At 33.5% G+C, this 21,226-nt stretch carries 20 protein-coding genes, 9 tRNA genes and 1 riboswitch; of the genes, 5 read left to right on the plus strand and 24 right to left on the minus strand.

Going from position 1 to position 21,226, the window contains the following annotated elements; genetic code table 11:
- Positions 1-32: 32 nt before the first annotated feature.
- The 3 genes from ACEE93_RS05830 to metK all read right to left on the minus strand — a co-directional run bounded on the left by ACEE93_RS05830 (position 33) and on the right by metK (position 3,263).
- Positions 33-869, minus strand: a complete 837-nt coding sequence (locus ACEE93_RS05830) for an aldo/keto reductase (RefSeq protein ID WP_449156260.1) — start codon at positions 867-869, stop codon at positions 33-35.
- A 191-nt stretch (positions 870-1,060) separates the two neighbouring features.
- Positions 1,061-1,975: an NERD domain-containing protein gene (locus ACEE93_RS05835; protein ID WP_449156261.1), complete on the minus strand. Its 915-nt coding sequence runs from the start codon at positions 1,973-1,975 to the stop codon at positions 1,061-1,063.
- A gap of 97 nt (positions 1,976-2,072) precedes the next feature.
- The gene (gene metK / locus ACEE93_RS05840; RefSeq protein ID WP_449156445.1) at positions 2,073-3,263 is read right to left on the minus strand and encodes a methionine adenosyltransferase; all 1,191 of its coding nucleotides are present in this window, start codon (positions 3,261-3,263) and stop codon (positions 2,073-2,075) included.
- Between the two features lie 108 nt (positions 3,264-3,371).
- Positions 3,372-3,479: riboswitch (SAM riboswitch) on the minus strand.
- Positions 3,480-3,750: 271 nt separating this feature from the next.
- On the opposite strand from metK, the gene pckA reads away from it, so the two are divergent.
- Positions 3,751-5,331, plus strand: coding sequence for a phosphoenolpyruvate carboxykinase (ATP) (gene pckA, locus ACEE93_RS05845; protein ID WP_449156263.1), 1,581 nt, complete (start codon positions 3,751-3,753; stop codon positions 5,329-5,331).
- A gap of 49 nt (positions 5,332-5,380) precedes the next feature.
- On the opposite strand, the gene ACEE93_RS05850 is transcribed toward pckA, so the two are convergent.
- Together ACEE93_RS05850 and ytkD are read right to left on the minus strand one after the other, a co-directional pair.
- Positions 5,381-6,160 (minus strand): alpha/beta hydrolase family protein, encoded by a 780-nt coding sequence (locus tag ACEE93_RS05850; RefSeq protein ID WP_449156264.1) that lies wholly within the window; start codon positions 6,158-6,160, stop codon positions 5,381-5,383.
- On the minus strand, positions 6,144-6,611 hold the full coding sequence (ytkD, locus tag ACEE93_RS05855) for an RNA deprotection pyrophosphohydrolase (protein WP_449156265.1): 468 nt from the start codon (positions 6,609-6,611) through the stop codon (positions 6,144-6,146). Before ytkD ends, ACEE93_RS05850 begins: the two co-directional genes overlap by 17 nt.
- Before the next feature lie 64 nt (positions 6,612-6,675).
- Here ytkD and yidD point away from each other — a divergent pair, with 64 nt between their 5' ends.
- Positions 6,676-6,915, plus strand: a complete 240-nt coding sequence (yidD, locus tag ACEE93_RS05860) for a membrane protein insertion efficiency factor YidD (protein ID WP_449156266.1) — start codon at positions 6,676-6,678, stop codon at positions 6,913-6,915.
- Positions 6,916-6,970: 55 nt separating this feature from the next.
- On the opposite strand, the gene menC is transcribed toward yidD, so the two are convergent.
- Together menC and menE are read right to left on the minus strand one after the other, a co-directional pair.
- A complete protein-coding gene (gene menC, locus ACEE93_RS05865; protein WP_449156267.1) occupies positions 6,971-7,969 on the minus strand; it encodes an o-succinylbenzoate synthase in 999 nt (332 codons plus the stop codon).
- Positions 7,966-9,366: an o-succinylbenzoate--CoA ligase gene (menE, locus tag ACEE93_RS05870; RefSeq protein ID WP_449156268.1), complete on the minus strand. Its 1,401-nt coding sequence runs from the start codon at positions 9,364-9,366 to the stop codon at positions 7,966-7,968. The genes menC and menE overlap by 4 nt, the downstream gene beginning before the upstream one ends.
- Positions 9,367-9,722: 356 nt before the next feature.
- Between menE and ACEE93_RS05875 the strand changes: the two genes are divergently transcribed.
- The 3 genes from ACEE93_RS05875 to ACEE93_RS05885 all read left to right on the plus strand — a co-directional run bounded on the left by ACEE93_RS05875 (position 9,723) and on the right by ACEE93_RS05885 (position 13,425).
- Positions 9,723-10,331 (plus strand): hypothetical protein, encoded by a 609-nt coding sequence (locus tag ACEE93_RS05875; protein ID WP_449156269.1) that lies wholly within the window; start codon positions 9,723-9,725, stop codon positions 10,329-10,331.
- A gap of 349 nt (positions 10,332-10,680) precedes the next feature.
- On the plus strand, positions 10,681-11,223 hold the full coding sequence (locus tag ACEE93_RS05880; protein ID WP_449156270.1) for an Ltp family lipoprotein: 543 nt from the start codon (positions 10,681-10,683) through the stop codon (positions 11,221-11,223).
- A 1,575-nt stretch (positions 11,224-12,798) separates the two neighbouring features.
- Positions 12,799-13,425, plus strand: coding sequence for an Ltp family lipoprotein (locus ACEE93_RS05885; RefSeq protein WP_449156271.1), 627 nt, complete (start codon positions 12,799-12,801; stop codon positions 13,423-13,425).
- A 715-nt stretch (positions 13,426-14,140) separates the two neighbouring features.
- On the opposite strand, the gene ACEE93_RS05890 is transcribed toward ACEE93_RS05885, so the two are convergent.
- The 17 genes from ACEE93_RS05890 to hemH form a co-directional block, all read right to left on the minus strand.
- Complete coding sequence (locus tag ACEE93_RS05890; protein WP_449156272.1) at positions 14,141-14,257, minus strand: hypothetical protein; 117 nt, start codon at positions 14,255-14,257, stop codon at positions 14,141-14,143.
- Between the two features lie 67 nt (positions 14,258-14,324).
- Positions 14,325-14,435: a hypothetical protein gene (locus tag ACEE93_RS05895; protein WP_449156273.1), complete on the minus strand. Its 111-nt coding sequence runs from the start codon at positions 14,433-14,435 to the stop codon at positions 14,325-14,327.
- A 415-nt stretch (positions 14,436-14,850) separates the two neighbouring features.
- The gene (locus tag ACEE93_RS05900) at positions 14,851-15,054 is read right to left on the minus strand and encodes a hypothetical protein (protein WP_449156446.1); all 204 of its coding nucleotides are present in this window, start codon (positions 15,052-15,054) and stop codon (positions 14,851-14,853) included.
- Positions 15,055-15,819: 765 nt separating this feature from the next.
- On the minus strand, positions 15,820-15,951 hold the full coding sequence (locus ACEE93_RS05905; protein WP_449156447.1) for a hypothetical protein: 132 nt from the start codon (positions 15,949-15,951) through the stop codon (positions 15,820-15,822).
- 95 nt (positions 15,952-16,046) lie between these two features.
- Entirely contained in the window at positions 16,047-16,268 is a 222-nt protein-coding gene (locus ACEE93_RS05910) for a hypothetical protein (RefSeq protein WP_449156448.1), read from the minus strand.
- Between the two features lie 660 nt (positions 16,269-16,928).
- Positions 16,929-17,017, minus strand: a tRNA-Ser gene (locus tag ACEE93_RS05915).
- A 56-nt stretch (positions 17,018-17,073) separates the two neighbouring features.
- Positions 17,074-17,145: transfer RNA gene (locus ACEE93_RS05920), tRNA-Glu, on the minus strand.
- A 1-nt stretch (position 17,146) separates the two neighbouring features.
- Positions 17,147-17,221 (minus strand) — tRNA-Asn (locus tag ACEE93_RS05925).
- A 9-nt stretch (positions 17,222-17,230) separates the two neighbouring features.
- Positions 17,231-17,304 (minus strand) — tRNA-Gly (locus ACEE93_RS05930).
- An 18-nt stretch (positions 17,305-17,322) separates the two neighbouring features.
- Positions 17,323-17,395, minus strand: a tRNA-His gene (locus ACEE93_RS05935).
- Positions 17,396-17,409: 14 nt separating this feature from the next.
- Positions 17,410-17,482 (minus strand) — tRNA-Phe (locus ACEE93_RS05940).
- 7 nt (positions 17,483-17,489) lie between these two features.
- Positions 17,490-17,566, minus strand: a tRNA-Asp gene (locus ACEE93_RS05945).
- Between the two features lie 9 nt (positions 17,567-17,575).
- Positions 17,576-17,649: transfer RNA gene (locus ACEE93_RS05950), tRNA-Met, on the minus strand.
- A gap of 110 nt (positions 17,650-17,759) precedes the next feature.
- Positions 17,760-17,831: transfer RNA gene (locus tag ACEE93_RS05955), tRNA-Glu, on the minus strand.
- A 313-nt stretch (positions 17,832-18,144) separates the two neighbouring features.
- Positions 18,145-18,699, minus strand: a complete 555-nt coding sequence (locus tag ACEE93_RS05960; RefSeq protein ID WP_449156210.1) for an RBBP9/YdeN family alpha/beta hydrolase — start codon at positions 18,697-18,699, stop codon at positions 18,145-18,147.
- 162 nt (positions 18,700-18,861) lie between these two features.
- On the minus strand, positions 18,862-20,268 hold the full coding sequence (hemY, locus tag ACEE93_RS05965) for a protoporphyrinogen oxidase (protein ID WP_449156449.1): 1,407 nt from the start codon (positions 20,266-20,268) through the stop codon (positions 18,862-18,864).
- Positions 20,269-20,274: 6 nt separating this feature from the next.
- Entirely contained in the window at positions 20,275-21,207 is a 933-nt protein-coding gene (hemH, locus tag ACEE93_RS05970) for a ferrochelatase (RefSeq protein ID WP_449156212.1), read from the minus strand.
- Between the last annotated feature and the right edge of the window lie 19 nt (positions 21,208-21,226).

Genomic DNA, 21,226 nt, shown 5'->3' on the forward strand with positions numbered 1-21,226 from the left:
AACACTAGGCAAGAGACTTTTTTAATTCAACCTTATTCACCATTAAATGTTAATGGGTCAGGACCAATATGTTTATCTTCGTTAAGTTGATTTAAGCGTTCCATTTGGTCTTGAGACAATTCAAAGTTGAAGACATCTATATTTTCTTCAATACGAGAAGGTGTCACTGATTTAGGAATTGTGACAACCTCATGTTGCACATTCCATCTTAATACTACTTGTGCAGGAGATTTACCCACTTCTTCAGCAATCGCTTTAACAGTTTCATCTTCTAAAATGCGCGCATTCATTAATGGAGACCATGATTCCATTTGAATCTTTTGTGCTTTTAGATATGCTTTTAAACGTTCTTGTGTTAAATAAGGATGAAATTCAACTTGATTGATGACAGGTTTTATTTTGGCTTGGCTTAATAATTTATCTAAATGTTCTACATTAAAATTACTTACACCAATATTGCTTACTTTACCTGATTGATATAAGTCTTCCATACCTTTCCATGTATCAATCATTACGTCTTCATCTAAACCTGGCCAGTGCACTAAATAAAGATCTAAATAATCTAATCCTAGACGTTTTAAGGAAGCATTATACGCATCTTCTACATTTTCACGACCATAGTCAGTTAACCATAATTTAGAAGTCACGAAAATATCGTCACGTGATAAATTCATTTCTTCAATGGCCTCTCTAATACCTTCTCCAACTTTTTCTTCATTTTGATAGATTTTTGCAGTATCAATACTACGATAGCCACTTTTGATAGCATGTTTGACTGCATTTTTAACATTATCATCGTTGGCAACGCGAAATGTGCCAAGCCCTATCTTAGGGATTGGATTGCCATTATAAAATGAGTAACGCATCATTTTCACTCCTTGTAACATGATAGTTATATTTTAAAACAGAGTTGACTGTTAATAAACTAATTAAACTAGCTTACTCAAGCATATGTTAATAAGGTCTGAGATATAAAGATCCCTCACCTAGTCGACTGTTCATAGTGGCCCAACTTAAAAAACCTACTATTTCAATTCACTGAAATAGTAGGTTCATATTGTTAATTGAACGATTCAATTTTTTCCATTATATCTTGTAACGCATCAACATCATACTGAATACGGCCATGGAAAACGAATTTATTAAAGTATTCGTTTAATTGCTCTGGTCCTACAAGTATTTTAGTAGAGGTATGATTTGCATAATTTGAAATTGTGACATCACCCTCATGCTTCGGATTAAAATAAAGTATAGAGACAGGTGTATATTTTAACTGAAGCTCTCTTTGTAACTTAGCAGCTACATCTTCTACTTGTGATAAACGGTCAGTATAATCCTTTATTGCTAAACCATTATCTTGATGTGAGTCATCTTCATCTAAAACAATCGTTTGTGGTGATGTTGAATCAATATTCAATGTGTTAAATACATGTTCCATCATTGGGTTTTCAGCAAATTGTTGTTGGCTGATGCCTTGATAGACATGTCCTTTTAATGCTTCTGAGTCAATGATATATAAACCCGTACGCGTTAATACAAGATGACTAATTCTTGTAATGTCTTCAAATTCATTAGACGGTAAAAATATATTCGCCATAATGTGCATATCTTCAGGTCGAATACGTTTTTCTGCTACTAAACGCTCTCGAATCCCTAATAAACGCATGTCCGTTACATATTCACTACGATTTTTTGAAAATAATTTTAACGCATCAATTTCACGGTCTTTGGAAGATACCATTGATTCAAATTCTTGCTTATGTTTTGTATCGGCTTTTTTCTTTTCGATACGGATTTTTTCTATTTCTTCATCGCGCTCGTGCTTTAATTTTTCTTGTTTTGTTTCAAATTGTTGTGCATATTTCGATTGCGCTTTCTTTTTACTATTCAATGTAACAATGAATAACAGTAAAAATATCACTGCAAGAACAATAGCTGCAATTAAGCCAATTTCCATTGGACCAAATTGTGTCATTTTTAAATTACCTTCCTTTTATCTCGTTAATCTATACTTAAACCATTATATTAGATAAATATTAAATTAGCCATAGATAATCTAAAAATACACCGTTTTATTTTAAAGTTTCTTTTAGTACTTCTACTTTATCTGTATTTTCCCATGGTAATTGAATATCATTTCTTCCGAAGTGTCCATATGCTGCAGTTTGACGATAAATTGGACGTTGTAAATCCAACATTTTAATAATGCCCGCAGGACGTAAATCAAAGTTTTGACGTACAGCTTCAATTAATGCTTCTTCACTCACTGAACTTGTACCAAATGTATCGATTGAAATAGATACTGGTTGTGCTACACCAATCGCATAGGCTAACTGCACTTCACACTTATCTGCAATGCCAGCAGCTACAATATTTTTAGCAACATAACGTGCAGCATAAGCTCCAGAGCGGTCTACTTTTGTAGGATCCTTACCTGAGAATGCACCGCCGCCGTGACGCGCATAACCACCGTACGTATCAACAATAATTTTTCGACCTGTTAAACCGGCGTCACCTTGTGGGCCACCAATAACAAAACGTCCAGTAGGGTTAATGAAGAATTTAGTCTCTTCATCTAATAATTTTGAATCAATGACTGGATAAATGACATGTTTTTTAATATCATTTTGAATCTTTTCTAATTCAATTTCTTCATGATGTTGTGATGATACGACAATCGTGTCAATGCGTTGAGGTTGATGTTGCTCATCATACTCAATTGTAACTTGTACTTTGCCATCAGGACGTAAATACTCTAAAGTGCCATCTTTACGCACTTCTGATAAGCGTTTAGCTAATTTGTGAGATAAATCTATAGGTAAAGGCATAAATGTATCTGTTTCATTTGTAGCATAACCAAACATTAATCCTTGGTCTCCAGCACCAGTGTTAAGTTGTTCTTCACTTGTTTCATCACGATATTCTAGTGCGCGATCAACACCTTGTGCAATATCTGGAGATTGTTCATCGATTGCAGTTAATACAGACATCGTTTTGAAATCATATCCATATTTAGCGCGTGTATATCCAATTTCTTTAACAGTCTCTCGTACGACTTTTGGGATATCCACATATGTAGATGTAGAAATTTCTCCAGAGATTAACGCCATTCCTGTTGTAACTGTTGTTTCGCAAGCAACACGTGCATTGGGATCACCATTTAAAATGGCATCTAAAATGGCATCAGAAATTTGGTCTGCAATCTTATCTGGATGGCCTTCAGTAACTGATTCTGATGTAAATAAACGTTTATTATTTGACATAACATACTCCTTTAAAATGTATTACGAGCATTCTCTATATCTGAGCTAAATAAAAAAGAGCCTTTCAACACTACCAAAGATAGAGTGAAGGCTCAAAACGTCCATTCGCTCTTATCGTTCAGACTATGTGTCTGCAAACGGTTTGGCACCTTTCTTTGTTCAAAGAGGTTGCTGGGTTTCATAGGGTCCATGTCCCTCCACCACTCAGGATAAGAGAATCCACTTTGTTTATATTACAATACCTCAATTAAATATGTCAATTTTCTTACACGAAAACCTATTAAGGCTGTCAAGCTTGTCATTTTAATTATAAATCAACCTATCTCAAATACTTATAATTTGTACATTTATACATATTCATTCAATGTACACGTTATTTCTAGTTAAAATGTCATTTAACTGTATAGATTAATTCTCTAATGTGTTATACTCTTTTAGTGTAAAGGCTTACATTATCGACGCCGAAAAATTACTGGAGGGATATTTCATGTCATTTGATACAAAACAAATGGACGCACTTATTGACAAGCCTACTTCACATTTTCAACTTACAACAACTGAACTCTACAACAAAATTTTAAAACGCGATGAAGCAGAATTAACTGAGCTTGGCGCAATTAATGCCAAAACTGGTGAATACACTGGTCGTTCCCCTAAAGACAAATTTATCGTAGACAACCCACAAGTAAAAGACGATATCGACTGGGGTTCAATTAACCAACCTATTTCAGAAGATAAGTTTTTAAATCTTTATCATCAAGTACTTGATTATCTTGATCAAAAAGATGAAGTGTTTGTATTTAACGGTTATGCAGGCAGCGACAAAGATTCTCAACTTAAACTTACTGTCATTAATGAGTTTGCATGGCATAATTTATTTGCACAAAATATGTTTATCAGACCAAGCTCAAAAGAAGAAGCTTCAAAAATTCGCTCTGATTTTACTATCGTTTCAGCGCCTACTTTTAAAGCAGACCCTGAAAAAGATGGTACGCGTTCTGAAACATTTGTCATTATCTCTTTCAAACATAAAATCGTATTAATTGGTGGTACGGAATATGCAGGAGAAATGAAAAAATCAATCTTCTCTGTCATGAATTACTTATTACCACAACAAGATATTATGAGTATGCATTGCTCTGCGAATGTTGGTGAAAAAGGTGACGTAGCACTATTTTTCGGACTTTCTGGAACAGGAAAAACAACTCTTTCAGCTGATCCAGATCGTAAGTTAATCGGAGACGATGAACACGGTTGGAACGCTAATGGTGTCTTCAATATTGAAGGTGGCTGTTATGCAAAAGCAATCAACTTATCTGCTACAAAAGAACCACAAATCTATAACGCCATTCGTTATGGTACTGTTTTAGAAAATTTAGTAGTCGATGAACATGGTTATATCGATTTTGATGATAACCGTTACACTGAAAACACACGTGCAGCTTATCCGATTCATCATATCGATAATATCGTTTTACCATCAAAAGCATCTCATCCGAACACAATTATTTTCTTAACAGCTGATGCATTTGGTGTTTTACCACCTATTTCAAAATTAACGAAAGATCAAGCGATGTATCATTTCTTAAGTGGTTTCACTTCAAAACTAGCAGGTACTGAACGTGGTATCACTGAACCACAACCTTCATTCTCAACATGTTTTGGTGCCCCATTCTTACCTTTAAATGCGAATGTCTACGCTGATTTATTAGGTGAGTTAATTGATAAACATGAAGTAGACGTTTATCTTGTAAACACAGGATGGACTGGCGGTAAATATGGAGAAGGTAATCGTATCCAGTTAAAATACACACGTAAAATGGTTAATGATGCTATTAGTGGTAAACTTAAAGACGTTCCATTTGAACAAGATGACGTATTTGGTTTAAATATCCCTACATCTGTTGAAGATGTACCAACTACTATTTTAAACCCTAAAAATGCATGGACAGATAAAGAAGCATATGATGCACAAGCTAATGATTTAATTTCTCGCTTTAAAGAGAACTTCAAAAAATTTGGTGAAGCCTCTAGCGATTTAGAAAAAAATGGCGGTTTTAAAGGTTAATCATTATCTACTAAAAAATCGAGGGCAGTGGTCCCTCGATTTTTTAATATTATGCTTTCTCACTCGACTGCTCAATACGATCCATCCAATGATAAATATAGTCTAACACCTTAGCCATCGCATCAGGTCGTGGCACATGTCCTTCGTGTTGTTGATATAACGTTTCAAAATAAACATCTTGTTCTCTTAAATGTTGCTCCAAAGCATAGGATTGATGAATCCCCACTTGAATATCTTGATGTCCATGTATAATTAAAATCGGTGGTGATGAGGCATCGATTTGCTTCATTGCATCTCTTTGACGATAGGCTTCTATCTGTTTTTTAGGATGTCCTACCATTCGACGTAACATGCCCCTTAAATCAACACGTTCTTCGTACATCAAATGTAAGTCTGTAACACCACCCCAAATGATATAACTATCTGCTTGTACCTTTTGATAAGTCAATAACCCTTGGATTCCTCCACGTGAAAACCCTATTAAATGTAAATAGGCTTGTGGATACTGATCTTTTAAATAACGTACAGCTTCAGTCACGTCTTTTAAATCGTTCCCTGCAAAGTCATCACGCCCCTCACTACCATTACTTCCTCGATAGTATGGCGCAAAGACAAGGGTATGCGCATCTTTAAATTGTAATAACCGCGCTAATCTTACTCTTCCAACATGACCTTTTCCACCGCGTAAATAAATCACAATACGACGTACTTTTTTGGTTGGTATAACGCATAAGCCTTTTACTTTTAATTGATCTACTTGATAAGTCCATTCTTCAACGACATGATGTTGTAACTCAGCTGGCATTCGTTTTTTATCGATAAAAGCCAAGCTCCATCATCCTTTCAACACATTGTAATATGGCTCGATCCTTTAACAACTCACTTTTTTCTTTTTCAGGTATATCCTCAACCGTATGATATAAAATCGGTCCATTCGTTTCCAAATAATCCTCTTTGCATTCAATGCGGTCAACAAACACAACATACACATCTTTATTAAAGTGATTATGAGTCCCATTGACACTATATTGTGCTATGTAATAAGCGTCTTGAATAGAGGCCCCCGTCTCTTCATATAACTCCCTTTCAAGACCTTGCTCACTTTTTTCACCCGCTTCACATTTACCACCTGGAAACTCAATACCTCTTCGCTTATGTTTAGTAAAAAGGAGCTGATTACGATAGATTGGCAGTGCTAATACATGACTTCCTGTTTTTTCATCTCCATCTGATCGATATGTTAATTCTACTTGTTGTTGATATTTATCTCGATACCTCAAAACATCATCTCCTTTCTATTCGTGTTAAAATAGGATAAAACTAAGCTATAAAGGAAGTTTTAATTTGAAACGCGTATTCATTCTAATGATTAGATTTTATCAAAAAGTCATCTCTCCATTAACGCCACCTTCATGCCGATTCTACCCAACATGTTCAAACTACACATTAGAAGCTATCCAAGTGCATGGTGTACTTAAAGGCGGTTGGTTAGGATTAAAACGCATTTTAAAATGTCATCCATTTCATGAAGGTGGCTTTGACCCTGTGCCTTTAAAAAAAGAACACAAACATAAATCACAATAATCTTTCTATTCATTAAGAGGCTGAGACGTGGTCATTTACGTCTCCCCTCTGATACTTAGACCGAAAAAAGGTATGTTAATTGCTGTTTATCCACGTACGGTTTATCAAATGTCAACCGGCCATTTTGAAGTTTCCCCACATGATTCACGATATCATCTTTAAAATAGTAACCATGAGGTGTGACATCTCCAGCATAATCTCCAAACTGACTTAAATAAGCGGTAAAATAGCGACTTAATCCAAGCTCATACATCCCACCAATAACTACTTTTATACCTTCATTTTGGAGCTTACGTATTATCTCAACCACTCGATCAATACCCCCTATACGAAATGGCTTAATTACCACCACACTAATAGGATAATCATCAATAAGTGCTTCTATACGAGATAAGTTTGTTGCTTTTTCATCAATGGCTATCGGCGGCATCATTTGATTTTGGTCGATATCTTCAAAATTTAAAAACGGTTCCTCAATAAATGCTAATTGACTCTGTTGAAGTTGTCTTAGTTCGTCGTAATGCGCTGTAGTTAAGGTTTGATTTGCATCGGTTGAAATTGGTATGTCTGGATACATTGAACTCAACCATTTAACTTGGTCTAATATATCAGTATTCCATTTAATTTTAATACGACCAGTTTGTTCGAGATTAATAATGCGCTGAGATAAATCCCCATTCATCGTTGTCGTCATTTGAACCTGAAATGTAGATAAGTCATGAAATGCTTGATATAACGCCATCATCGCCGTTGCACGTGCAGCAGGTTTGCTATCTAGAGATTGCAAAATATCTTGAGCTGCTTTAAAAGATTCAATAGCACGTCCCTTCACACGTTGGAACCACAATTGAAGTGTGTGCATGACTGAATCAATCGTTTCGAAATGATACCAATCCGTTTCAAAAGCATTGCATTCTCCAAACCATTCATTTCCTTCGTCATCTGTAATACCAATGATTAAAGTTGGACGTTGAGCCATTTCAATACGTGGTGTTTTAATGACGTGATGAAAGACAGCATCAAAACGATAAAAATGAAGCTGCTTTAATATCATGTCCATTCACCCGCTATGAATTGACGCTTTAATTTACCTGTACTTGTATACGGTAAAGATTCAATTTGTTGAATAGCAATAGGTAATTTATATTTGGCCAAACGTTCAGATAAAAACTGCAATAAATTAGTGCACGCGTCATCAGCGACAATATATAAAAACGGACGTTGCCCCCAAGTCTCATCTTTTACACCTACACACATCGCATCATTAACAAGAGGATGTGTTTTAGCTACATTTTCAATTTCATTAGGGTATATATTTTCTCCCCCACTAATAATTAAATCTTTACGTCTATCATAAATAGTGACATAACCCTCTTCGTTGATACTTGCAATATCTCCTGTATAGAAATACCCTTCATCATCAAATACTTGATCATCAATATTAGCGGGGAATAAATAACCATTCATCACATTGGCTCCTTTAACACACAATTCGCCATGCCCTTCATCATTAACATTGACAATTTTAATCGCCTGATTATCACTTGCTTTGCCCACAGTATCTTTGTGGCTTTTTAACATCTCTGGAGAAGCGGTTAAAAATTGTGAACAAGTTTCAGTCATACCAAAAGAATTATAAATAGGTAAATGATATTCAAGCCCCTGTTGAATAAACTGGTGGCTAAGTTTAGCTCCGCCTAGAAGAATTTTCTTTAAGTGAAAAGGTTCTGTGAGGCCATTTTTCATTAATCTTTTTAAAGTGACAGGCACTAACGACGCATGTGTAATATATTGATTTTTTATGACATCTAACGTTCGTTCCGTCTCAAATTTCGACATAAGATATATCGTAAATCCAGCTAACATACTTCTTAAAACAATACTTAAACCTGAAATATGATATAGCGGTAAGACCAGTAACCATTTAGAAGACTCATCAAATCCTAAACTACTTTGACATCCTTCAGCACTGGCACGATGATTTGCAAATGTTTGAGGTACTGCTTTTTGAACGCCAGTCGTACCTGATGTAAACATAATAGAAGCAATTTGATCTTCAGATTGTAACGTTTCGACCGGATACAATGATGTCGTATTCAAATCTTCAAAAGTAAACAATCTAAATGACGCATCTAACGACAGACCTTGTGTAGTTATAATTGTATCAACATCAATAGACTGCATTTGTTTAATCATTTCATCCTCAGTAAGTCGATTATTAATTAACGCAATTTCAATATTATAAAGCCATGCGGCATGAATCAAAATCAATGACTCAATGGAATTATCTATATGTAATCCTAATCTATGACGTTGGAGCTCTTTTAAAGCCATACCTTTCTTTTGAGCTAATTCAAATAAAGCTTCAAAAGTCATTGAATATTGAGATGTCTCAACCGCTATTTTATTAGGGTTTTGTTGCGCTTGTTTGACCAACCAATGTTGTTCCATAAGAAATCCCCCTATTATCTCAATTACTTCTATTATAGACGTTAACTAGCGAACTTGCATTGATAACATATTGAAGACGGCCGTCATATAAATAAACGCTTTACCAATACAAACGAAAATTCACACATTTATTTATAATCCATATTGTCATGTCTTTCGTATAATTATATAATAAATTGGACTACTATATTTCTTTGTACACATCTAATATAGTGCTTCATTCAAAGTGAGTAATATATCAATCTCAGTAACTGATTGACTGTTTATTTTGTCACTCAATTTGAAGTAGACATACGCATAATAATGAAGTATAGAAAAAATTGACTTATTACATAATTTTAAGGAGAGATACTACAATGAAATTAAAATTATTGGGTGCGTTAACACTATCTTCCGCCCTACTGCTCACAGCATGTGGCGATAATCAAGAAACAGATAAGAAAGAAGACACTAAAACAAAAGAAGCACAAACAACTGAATCTAAAGATAAAAAAGAAACAAAAAATGACAGCAACGAAAATACAGAAACTAAGTCTTCTGAGGAACAAGATGTTTCTTCTGATGAGCAATCTTCATCATCTCAAGAGAATATGAACGATGCCGCAGAAGAAGAAATTTCACAAAATGACAATATACAAGATGACAGTATGCAAAGTGAATACAATCAGAATACTTACGCACAAATAAACACCTCTAATATAACTGACCAATCTACTTTAGAAAATGTTATTTATGGCAATTACGCTGAAGAGCAAAAGATTGAAGCTTATAACAGTGCGGTAGCTAACGGAGTCATTCCACAAGGTACAGTTATGGAAGGACCGGCTCATGCAGCCTATGAAAGCTCTGTCAAAATTCAAAATGGTATCTCTTATGAAGATCAAATGGCACAAAGATATCAATCATGGGTTGATGCTGGCTTAATGACAGAAGAAGAAATGCAAGAAGAGTTGTCTAAATTATAAATGGTATTTTTACTTTAGAGTTAGAGACATAAGCATTAGGAACACTTCAAATATAAGTGAGTGTTCCTGATGTATATCAATTTTAAAAGTATGGTGCACTCAGGTTAGAACTCGATAAAATCAAGTAAGTACCCTTATTTTTAGGTAAATATAGGATTGAATTTCAGATATTTTCTAATATTGTGTTAAGAAATTTACGTTATAAAAAGTTGTTTTAAGTAATATTAACACTTTTTGTAGCCTTACCTACTATAACCAACACTATAAATACTTAACGATAATTCACGAGGATAACATTAATTCAGTTTCCCTCGTTAGTTATATAAATCAATTTAAGGAGGACATGCCAATGTCAGATAAAACCGAATTAACAAACGAAGAATTACTCGCTAGACAGCAACAACAATTTGAGGATTATAAAAAGGAACAAGCATCAAAGAGCAAAAAACGTTGGCTGTGGGGATGTGGTGGTTGTTTAGGTGCTTTTATTATTTTAGCAATCATTTTTACTGCATGTTCAAGTTTTGTAGTTAATGAAGTTGACAAAGAAATTAATAAAGGGTCATCAGAAATACAAAAAGATTCTAATGCTAATGCAGAACAAACTGCAGCTTTAGAATCAGCTAAAACATATGCGGACACAATGCATATGTCAAAACAAGGGATATATGATCAATTAACTGCTGATGCAGGCGATCAATTTTCTGCAGAAGATGCACAATATGCTATTGATAATCTAAAAGTGGACTATAAAGAAAATGCTTTGAAAGCTGCTCAATCTTATCAAGATGATCAAAATATGTCGAAAAACGCTATATATGACCAATTGGTATCTAGTTATGGTGACCAATTCACTGAAGAGGAAGCACAATATGCGATTGACAATTTATAACTAGGAGAGTAGCAAAACTACCCTACTAATTTAATATTGAAAAGTAAATTATTTAATAAAAATCGAAAAAGCGACCATTTATTGGTCGCTTTAATTTTACTCTAGTTCTTTTAATAATTGTATAATTCCCCACTATATTTAATGTTAAATCGTTAATTTTATTTTTAACACTAAGCAATCTTGTCATCTTCGCAGCGGTTATGCACTTATCTTTTTCAACCTAATAGGATGTTATAACAAATTCTAATAAGAATTACATTTTTTATATTATTAATACCATACATTTAAAACTTCCACTTAAATATCATAATTACAATTAGAGCTAAAATAAACCACGTAATTAACCCTTTTATCATTTCATTCCTTGTTGTTTTTCGTATCTTCACCGTAATTTTCATATATTCGAAATGAGGAATAAGTTATATTTTAAAGTCTCGAGGACAAAGCCTCTCTTTAATCTAAAAACAAAAGTGGATTGGATTTAAATGACTAATAAATTAATTCTACTCAAGAATTTACACTTTTGCTGCTTTTATGTTCTCCTCATTCTCCCCTCCTTACTTCTTATACATTATACCAAATTAGTCATTGATGAAAGACTATTTTTTCAACTTTATTTAAATTTATATTTGATTACAAGGTATCATTCAACTGAAGTTTGTCAATTAAATTGTTTCGTTTTGATATTTTATAACTTTCAATACATAATAATATTATTAATTTCGCGTATCTTTGTGAACTATTTTACAGAATCATTAACTTTAATTATTATTGTTCTTCACTGAAAATTGAATAACTTCTTATCTCACTATTTGTTCATGGTACTTTAACACACTTTCACATAACAACCTTCACACTATAAGTATGTGTTAAAGACATTTATTCACTAATCTACCGCTTATGGTTAAACCTATTTCACATTGATATTACTAATATCCAATACTAATTATATTATTTATTGAAAATTATAACTTAAAAACACATATTACTTAATTTTGCCTTATATCGTTTTCACTTTATGTTCAACTATTACAACTATATCATCAATTAAAATGATAAAAATTTTAAAAAGAGTTAGATATTTTTATTGCAAACAATTATCATTTATAGTAAATTATTATTACATAAAGTGATTCTAAAAAAGAGGTAGAATAGAAGTAAAATAAAGAGTTTGTTGAAATGATAACAAAAGCAAAAGATAAATTCGGTTTACTTGTTTTTTAGATAATGATGTCATATTTATAGATATAAATTTAAGTAATTCCCAAAAAATGAAGTGTTAGCTGTGGAAGTTACACCTCGTCATTTATATTTTGATAATATTTTAGATTAATTAAAAAAACATATAGAGAAGCATATGAGTCCGTCATTACATTACTTAGTATTGTAGACGAATTTTGAGTAAGGTCTACATTATTAGGATGTAATGGCTCTTTTTTTGAAATTTTAAAGGGTTTTACACAATAAACTGTCGAACATTATAAAAATAAATACGATTTATCGGTAATTCACGGGGATTATATTACACAAATTCCCCCGTTAGTTATATATAAATATGTAAAGGAGACATGAGAAATGTCAGAAAAGAAAAAATGGTATCAATCAGCTTGGTTTACTATTTTAACATTAGTATTTTTCTTCCCAATCGGTCTTTATTTAATGTGGAAACACATGGGTTGGAAAAAATGGGTTAAAATCACTATAACTGTTATTATAGCAATTATCGCTATTAATAGTTTTGCAAATACCAATAATGAAGAAGTTGTACAGAATTCTAATAATGAGCAATCTATTGACCAAAAAAGAGAAAGTAATGAAAATGATACTAATAACGTAGGTGTAGATGAATCTGAAAATACTAAAACGGAATATTCACAAAGCAATAATCAATCAGATAAACCAACAAGAGAACAAAAATCAGCATTAAAGAAAGCGGAAACTTATTCAAACGTTATGCATATGTCTAAATCTGGTATATATGACCAATTAACTTCAGAATATGGTGAACAGTTCCCAGAAGATGCTGCACAATATGCAATTGACAATTTAGATGCCGATTATAAAAAGAATGCTTTAGAAAAAGCGAAGACTTATGCTGATGACATGAATATGTCTGATAATGCAATTTATGACCAATTAATATCTAGCTATGGAGAACAATTTACTGAGGAAGAAGCACAATACGCAGTCGATAATTTATAACCATAGGGTACACACGTACCCTTATTTTTTTACTTTTTAAGGAGTGATAAAAATATGAAGTCATTTACAGTTACAAAGCATAAAAAAGAAACATCTACATTAGGCAATATAATGTAAAATACTACTTTTTAAATCGTAGTAAAGTGTAAATTTGGATTTAAAACAAAAGCTGAGGCAACTAACTCAGCGCAATAACTAATACGTAAATCAAACGATGGTAATGTCTTACTATAAAGATTACTATAACAATGGCTATATAGTAAGAATAAACATCAAGTAGCAAAAAGCCGTTTTTAATGATATGAACATATTTTAAGACTGTAAAGATGCAGTAAAAAGAGCAAGGTCAACATGTCAGAGAAATATTTTCTTGATATATTTGGTACTTGCTATTATCAAACACCATCATCTCAGCAGTTATAAACCATGATATATGGCGAATAAAGAGTTTATAAAGCTTGATTTACAAAGACTAGAGGGTGTTTTAGGTACGTTCCGAGAATGTTAAATAAGCAACCAATAAAATGATCGCTTATTTTTTCTCTAGTTCTTTTCTATAATTGTATAATTTTTCAGCAGTATCTAATGACATACCACCTAACTGTCTAGTACCTCTTCTCAAATCAAAAATGTAGCTCTGTGATATACCAGTATCTTTGTATATTAGATACCTTGCTACATTACATCTTGTAGTTTTTGGATTGTTTCTTTAAACTCAAACATTTCTTTTCACGTTATTTTTATCTAAATAGTAACAATGTACTTTACTTCCAATAAATAACAATAATGGTAGACTTAAAATAAATAATGATAAATACGTCTGACCTATCATATTTGAAAACCTCCAAAATTTATTATAAACTTCAAATGTAAGGAGGAGCCAAAAAGCTCTAGATAATTTAATCTTTATTGTTTGGCTTTCTGTTTAGATAACCGAGATGCCACATTCTTAGTTGTTTTAATGTTCCTGGGATTACCAGTACCGCTAATACTGGATAATCTAGGAGCATTTTTATTTTTACATAAAAAACTACACGTAATGTGATCTGAATTATAACTACAAGGCCCACTTTAATAATACATTTTTTTAGATAAAAACATTACATATTCTAGACTTGTACCTATTTTATGCTTCTTATAACTGAGCATGTAAAAACAAATCACTCGTAATCACCGCTCTATTTTAAGGTGTTTTTTTATGTACAGGGGCAAAACTGAGGCAATACTGTGGCAACGAAAATAAAAAGTCCATAACCATGCAGGTTGTAGGCTAAAATACGGAGAATGAGGGATAATTTATATTTTATAGGATAGTATAAAAGCCTATAACTATAAGGTTTATAGAAAATTACTTTCTAACAAAAAATAAGTAAATATAACTAAATTGACACGTGCTTGACTCGTATATAGAAAAAAGCGACCGTTTTATTGGTCGCTTGATTTTTTCTCTAGTTCTTTTTGATAGTTGTATAATTTTTCAGCAATTTCTAAAGATATGCCACCTAATTTTCTAACACCTCTTCTTAAATCAGAAATGCGTCCTTGTGACATACCAGTATCTTTATATATTTGATACCCTGATACATTGCTATCTAGTAGTTTTCGAATTGTTTTTTTGTATTCTGACAAGTTTATCACCTTCATGTTTGTACCCTATTTTTCTCATGTGAATAACTCTAGCTAATTTAATAATCTCAGGCAACGATACAATGACTAATAATATAAAAATAAGTATATACAATTGAAATACACGCCCTTTATATTATATAATAACCATGAAAAGAGGTAAGGGGTTGTTAACCCCTTTGGATTTATTCATCATTCTGATTATCTTTATTGGTCTCTAGATAATCAAGATGCTATTTTCTAAGTTGTTTTAAAATCGCTGATGTTCGTTACATTGTTACAAGTACAACGAACATCAGCATTTTTATGATGGCATCCATTTTAACCACTTCCTCTCATGGTGGTTTGTAAGTTATCAACTAAATTACATATATAACCATTCTATCTAATCGGAATAATACCAATACTTTTCTTCAACTTTTTTACACAAAAGACTACACTTGATGTGATATGAATTATAACTACAAGGTTCATTTTAATGATACACATTTTTTAGATAATAATACTACATATCCCTGATTTGTTGCCTATCTTTATACTTCTGATAATTGAGCATAGAAAAACAAATCACTCGTAATTACCGCCCTATTTTGAGGCGGTTTTTTATGTGCTGGGGCAATATTGGGGCAACGAAAATAAAAAGCCCATAACCATGCGGGTTATAGGCTAAAGTACGGAGAGTGAGGGAGTTTATAAAGTTTATTTTACAAGGGCTAACAGTATTTTAGGGACGTTAAAAAAACGATCATTTTATTGGTCGCTTGATTTTTATTTACAATTTTCTAATTCTTTTCTTACATCTTCGATAGTATAGTCGTGTTCCATGACACCCTCAACTTCTACACCATTAAAGTGGGTATCTAATTTATCGCCGCGAATTAATTCAACTAAATAATTCACATTATCTAACCAGACATGTTGAATTGTGTAACTTATAAAATCTCCACTTTCTCCTTTAGTGATGATTTTAACATCGTTATCGCGTTGGTAGATATCTACATGTTTGTTTTATTTTCCATTTTATTCAGCCCTTTTTGATAGTTATATAGTTTTTCGGCAGTTTCTAATGTTAAGTTTTTTATTTTTCTTTTGCCATTTCTTAATTCGCTTATAGCTCCATACGCTACACCAGTGTCTTTGTTTATTTTATAATTCGATACTTCTTTAGATTCTATATGTTTAGTTACTGTATTTGAAACTTCGTAAAAATTATTCATTATAATTACAGAGTGAAACCTCCTTTTTTTATTAAAATAGTGATATTAGATTAATTATCGATAATACAAGTGTAGCTATCATTATATACAATGTTAAATTTCTTTTTGTTTCTCTTTCCATTTTAGCCACCTCCATTTATAATGAGGTAAGGGCTACAAGCCCTTGACCTTTGAACGCTTAGATGGCCGCTAATATTTGGATTATCAAGCTTGCGACCGCTATCCAAAAGAATGCGTCGTCTCTGCGTTCTTTTTTCTTTTGCTTACGTTTTCTGAACGTTTCACTCTGTTGCCTCCTTTCTATATTTATGTTATATCACGTATGAGATATAAAGCATAAAGCGACACTTTTCTCTATCTTTTTTTATTTTTTCGCATAAAAAATACCACACCGGTTAGGGTGTGGATTATAATTGTACAATTATAAGTATATGATAAATTACCTTATATCATTCCATATATCGAATTTTATAAAAAAGAGTGCACACCACTATGTATCCGAGGACGGTTAAACGCCTTTACGCTACTGATAATTGAGCATAGAAAAATAAATTACTCGTAATTACCGCCCTATTTTGAGGCGGTTTTTTTATGTGCTGTGGCAATACTGTGGCAACGAAAATAAAAAGCCCATAACCATGCGGGTTATAGGCTAAAGTACGGAGAGTGAGGGATTCGAACCCTCGAGACGCTTGTGGCGCCTACACACTTTCCAGGCGTGCTCCTTCGGCCAACTCGGACAACTCTCCACTCTATTAAGATGATAAATAAAAAAATCAGAAGCGATATTTCACTTCTGATTATATGACTCCTACGGGACTCGAACCCGTGTTACCGCCGTGAAAGGGCGGTGTCTTAACCGCTTGACCAAGGAGCCGTGGCTCCACAGGTAGGATTCGAACCTACGACCGATCGGTTAACAGCCGATAGCTCTACCACTGAGCTACTGTGGATAAATAAAATGGAGCGGGTGATGGGAATCGAACCCACAACATCAGCTTGGAAGGCTGAGGTTTTGCCATTAAACTACACCCGCAAATGATTTATCGATAAGGGCGGTTGATGGGAATCGAACCCACGAATGTCGGAACCACAATCCGATGCGTTAACCACTTCGCCACAACCGCCGTGATAAGAGAAGTGGTTCAGGACGGAATCGAACCGCCGACACAAGGATTTTCAGTCCTTTGCTCTACCGACTGAGCTACTGAACCATAATAATGGCGGTCCCGACGGGAATCGAACCCGCGATCTCCTGCGTGACAGGCAGGCGTGTTAAACCGCTCCACTACGGGACCATTATGTAATTGCGGGAGGCGGATTTGAACCACCGACCTCCGGGTTATGAGCCCGACGAGCTACCGAACTGCTCTATCCCGCGTTAATATTATTTCGAATTACTTACCTTTTTAGTATATCAAGTTGTAAATTTAATGTCAACACTTTTTTAAAATTCTTTTAAGAAAAATTAATTTTAAAATCATGTTGAGATGACTCCTACGGGACTCGAACCCGTGTTACCGCCGTGAAAGGGCGGTGTCTTAACCGCTTGACCAAGGAGCCAAAGTTAATAATTTTTTAAGACTTCCTCAGTATATAGCGTATATATTAAAACGTCAACGCCTTTTCCATAAATATTTAGTGTAATTTATTTACTTTATAGTAATTACGAAAAATTAGGGTGTAAATAACATCTTTTTTTCTTATCAACCTCCCCCTTCTTCATTAATCTTATTGCTTTAAATATCCATCATATACAATCTCTTAAAAAATAACTCATTGTTTTTGAACAATTTCCCCTACCCATTTCAATTTTTCGTTATCTATGAAAAAAGTTGAGTCTACGATGAATAGACTCAACCCCACACATAAAATATTAATCAAAGTTTTGAATAACTTTTTTCTTCAAAAATAAGAAAGAATCATAACCATCTCTTTCAAGGAAATGGCCACCTTCTTCTAATTCATAAAATTTCGCATCTAATCGTTCACACAATGCTTTAGTTAATTCACATGGTACAATCTCATCATCTATAGCTGCAATACCAAAAGCATCACTTAATCGTTGTTTTAAGTCATCATAATCTAAATTTTCATCAATAAAGTCGTTTAAATTTGCTAAATCACCTAGTTTATCATTAAAACCAGATACTATAGCAAGCTTTCCAATATGTTGTTGAGGTAAAGATTGTAAAAAGCGTAATGTTGTAATAACACCTAAACTATGTGCAATAAAAATTGTCTCACCTGTGACCTTCGTTACATGTTCATTCATATATGTAATCCACGCTTTATACTCCGGTTCACTTGAGTTAGGCAAATCAAGCACCGTTACATCATGTCCTTCCAACTCTAAAGATGACTTTAACCATTGGAACCAGTGACTGTTACTATCTGCTTGATAGCCGTGTACAATATATACATTTGTCATTGTCTCCATACCTCCTTCTAGTATTATTCAACAAAAATATCATATCACATATGGTCTAAATTTTATGCTAATATACTTTAGTTTTTAAGCACAATGAGCAATCAAAATTAAAAAGTCGACTAAAAATAATAGTATTTTTAGTCGATTATCTGTCTTATTATTTTACATTGTAATTCTTGGTAACAAGATATTTACAGCCTTTTGAGCCTGACGAATACAATCAGGTAATCCTACTGCTTCAAATGGTGCCCCTGTAATTTGTAAATGCTGATAATTATCATGTATATGTTTTTGAATCGCCTCAATTTGAGCAATATGGCCCACATGATATTGAGGACTTGCTTGAATCATTTTATTCACTACTGTAAATTCAGGCTCTCCATGAAATGTCATCATATGACTTAAATCTTTTCGGGCTAATGCGACCAATTCTTCTTCACTACTATTTTCAACAAGTTTTTCACCAGGTTTACCGATATATGCTCGAATAAGTGTCTTACCTTTTGGTGCAGTATGTGGCCATTTTTTAGATGTCCAAGTACATGCCGTAATATTTGTGTTACTTGTACGTGAGACCACAAATCCTGTACCATTGTAATCATTTTCGATATCATGATCGTCAAATGCCATAGCAATGGTTGCAACTGAAGATGCTTCAAGTTGATTAAAGTAATCAAACATTGGATCTTTTTGGAACCACTCACGAAATACGTAATGAGGCGTCGCGACGATGACACCATCATAAAATACAGACTGGTCCCCTTCTAAAATAACATTATATCCTTGTTGCACCCCGGATAAATCTTCAACTTTAGTTTGATAATGGAATGTTACGTTTTGATGTTTTAACCACGCTTCTAGTGCTAAAACAAATTCATTTAGTCCTTTTTTAAATTGCTTAAATTGACCTTGAGGACCCACACGCTCTGTTTTAGCTTTCTCTTGACGCTCCTTACGAATCCCTTTCATTCCTTTAATGATGCTACCATGTTTTTCTTCTAAATCTTTGAAATATGGAAAAGTACTCATTAAGCTAAGTTGATCAATATCTGTACCATAAATACCACTCAATAATGGTTCAATGAGTTTTTCTAAAACTTCATCACCTAATCGTGTACGGAAGAAGTGTCCAATTGAAATATCGTTTCCATTCATCTCTATTGGTTTCATCGTTAAGTCTTTTAGAGCACGAATTTTACCTTTTAATGAAATTAATTTGGTAGATATAAATGGTTTAATCATGGTTGGTACACCTAAAATCGCACCACCTGGTATTGGATACAATTGATTATTGGCATAAATAAACGATTGACCTGTTTCGTTTGTAACAATATCTTCTTCTTTAATGCCTATATCTTTGGCCACTTCAGTCATAATTGTTTTACGTCCTAGATAAGATTCAGGACCTAATTCAATAACAAAATCATTTTTCGTTAATGTCTTAATCTTACCACCAGGTCGATCAGTTGCTTCGTAAATCTCGATATCAACATCTGGATATTGTTTTCTAATAAAGTATGCACTTGTTAACCCAGTGATGCCTGCACCTATTATGGCTACTTTCGTCATGATTTCTCACGCTTTCTCCAATAAATTTGAAATTTCATCAACAATCGCTCCGATAAACAATGGATGTGTATCCGGCATAGGTGGACGATGATAATGTGCACCTATTTCATCACAAACGACTTTACATTCATAATCATTATCATAAAGCACTTCTAGATGCTCAGCCACAAAACCAACAGGTGTATAAATAAAATGCTTGTAATGATGCTTTTGATAAAGTTCACGTGTTAAATCTTGAACATCCGGTCCAAGCCATGGCGTACCAGTATTCCCTTCTGATTGCCATCCTATTGCTACATTTTGAATAGATGACTGCTCTTGAATCAGCTGAGCTGTTTTTTCTAATGCTTGTGGGTAAGGATCTTGACTTTCCTTAATCATTTTTTCAGGTAAACTGTGCGCAGACACAATAAGGACTGTATCTTTATGTTCAGAAGCAGGGATGTTCTCAAGCGTTTCGTCTACACGTTGCGTCCAATAATCAATGAATTTTGGTTGAGTATAATATTGATTAACATGGTGTAAAGTAATACCTAATGGTTCAGCCTTGTCGTTGGCACGACGATTGTAGGATCCCACTGAAAAATTAGAATAATGTGGCGCTAATACTACTGTTACCGCTTCTTCAATACCATCTTCATTCATTTTTGAGACTGCATCTTCAATAAATGGATGAATATGCTTTAATCCAATGTATAAATGAAATTCTACATCTTCAAATGTTTCATTTAATGATTGTTGAATAGCTTTAGCTTGTCGTTCTGTTGTTCCAGCTAAAGGTGATAATCCCCCAATTGCTTCATACCGCGCAATCAGGTCATTTAATTCCTCATCGCTTGGTTTTTTTCCGTGTCGAATATCAGTATAGTATGGTTCAATATCACTTTTTTGATATGGCGTACCATAAGCCATTACTAATAATCCGAGTTGCTTTTTCATAATTATCCACCCTTTATAT

The organism is Staphylococcus sp. 11262D007BW, assembly GCF_053547815.1.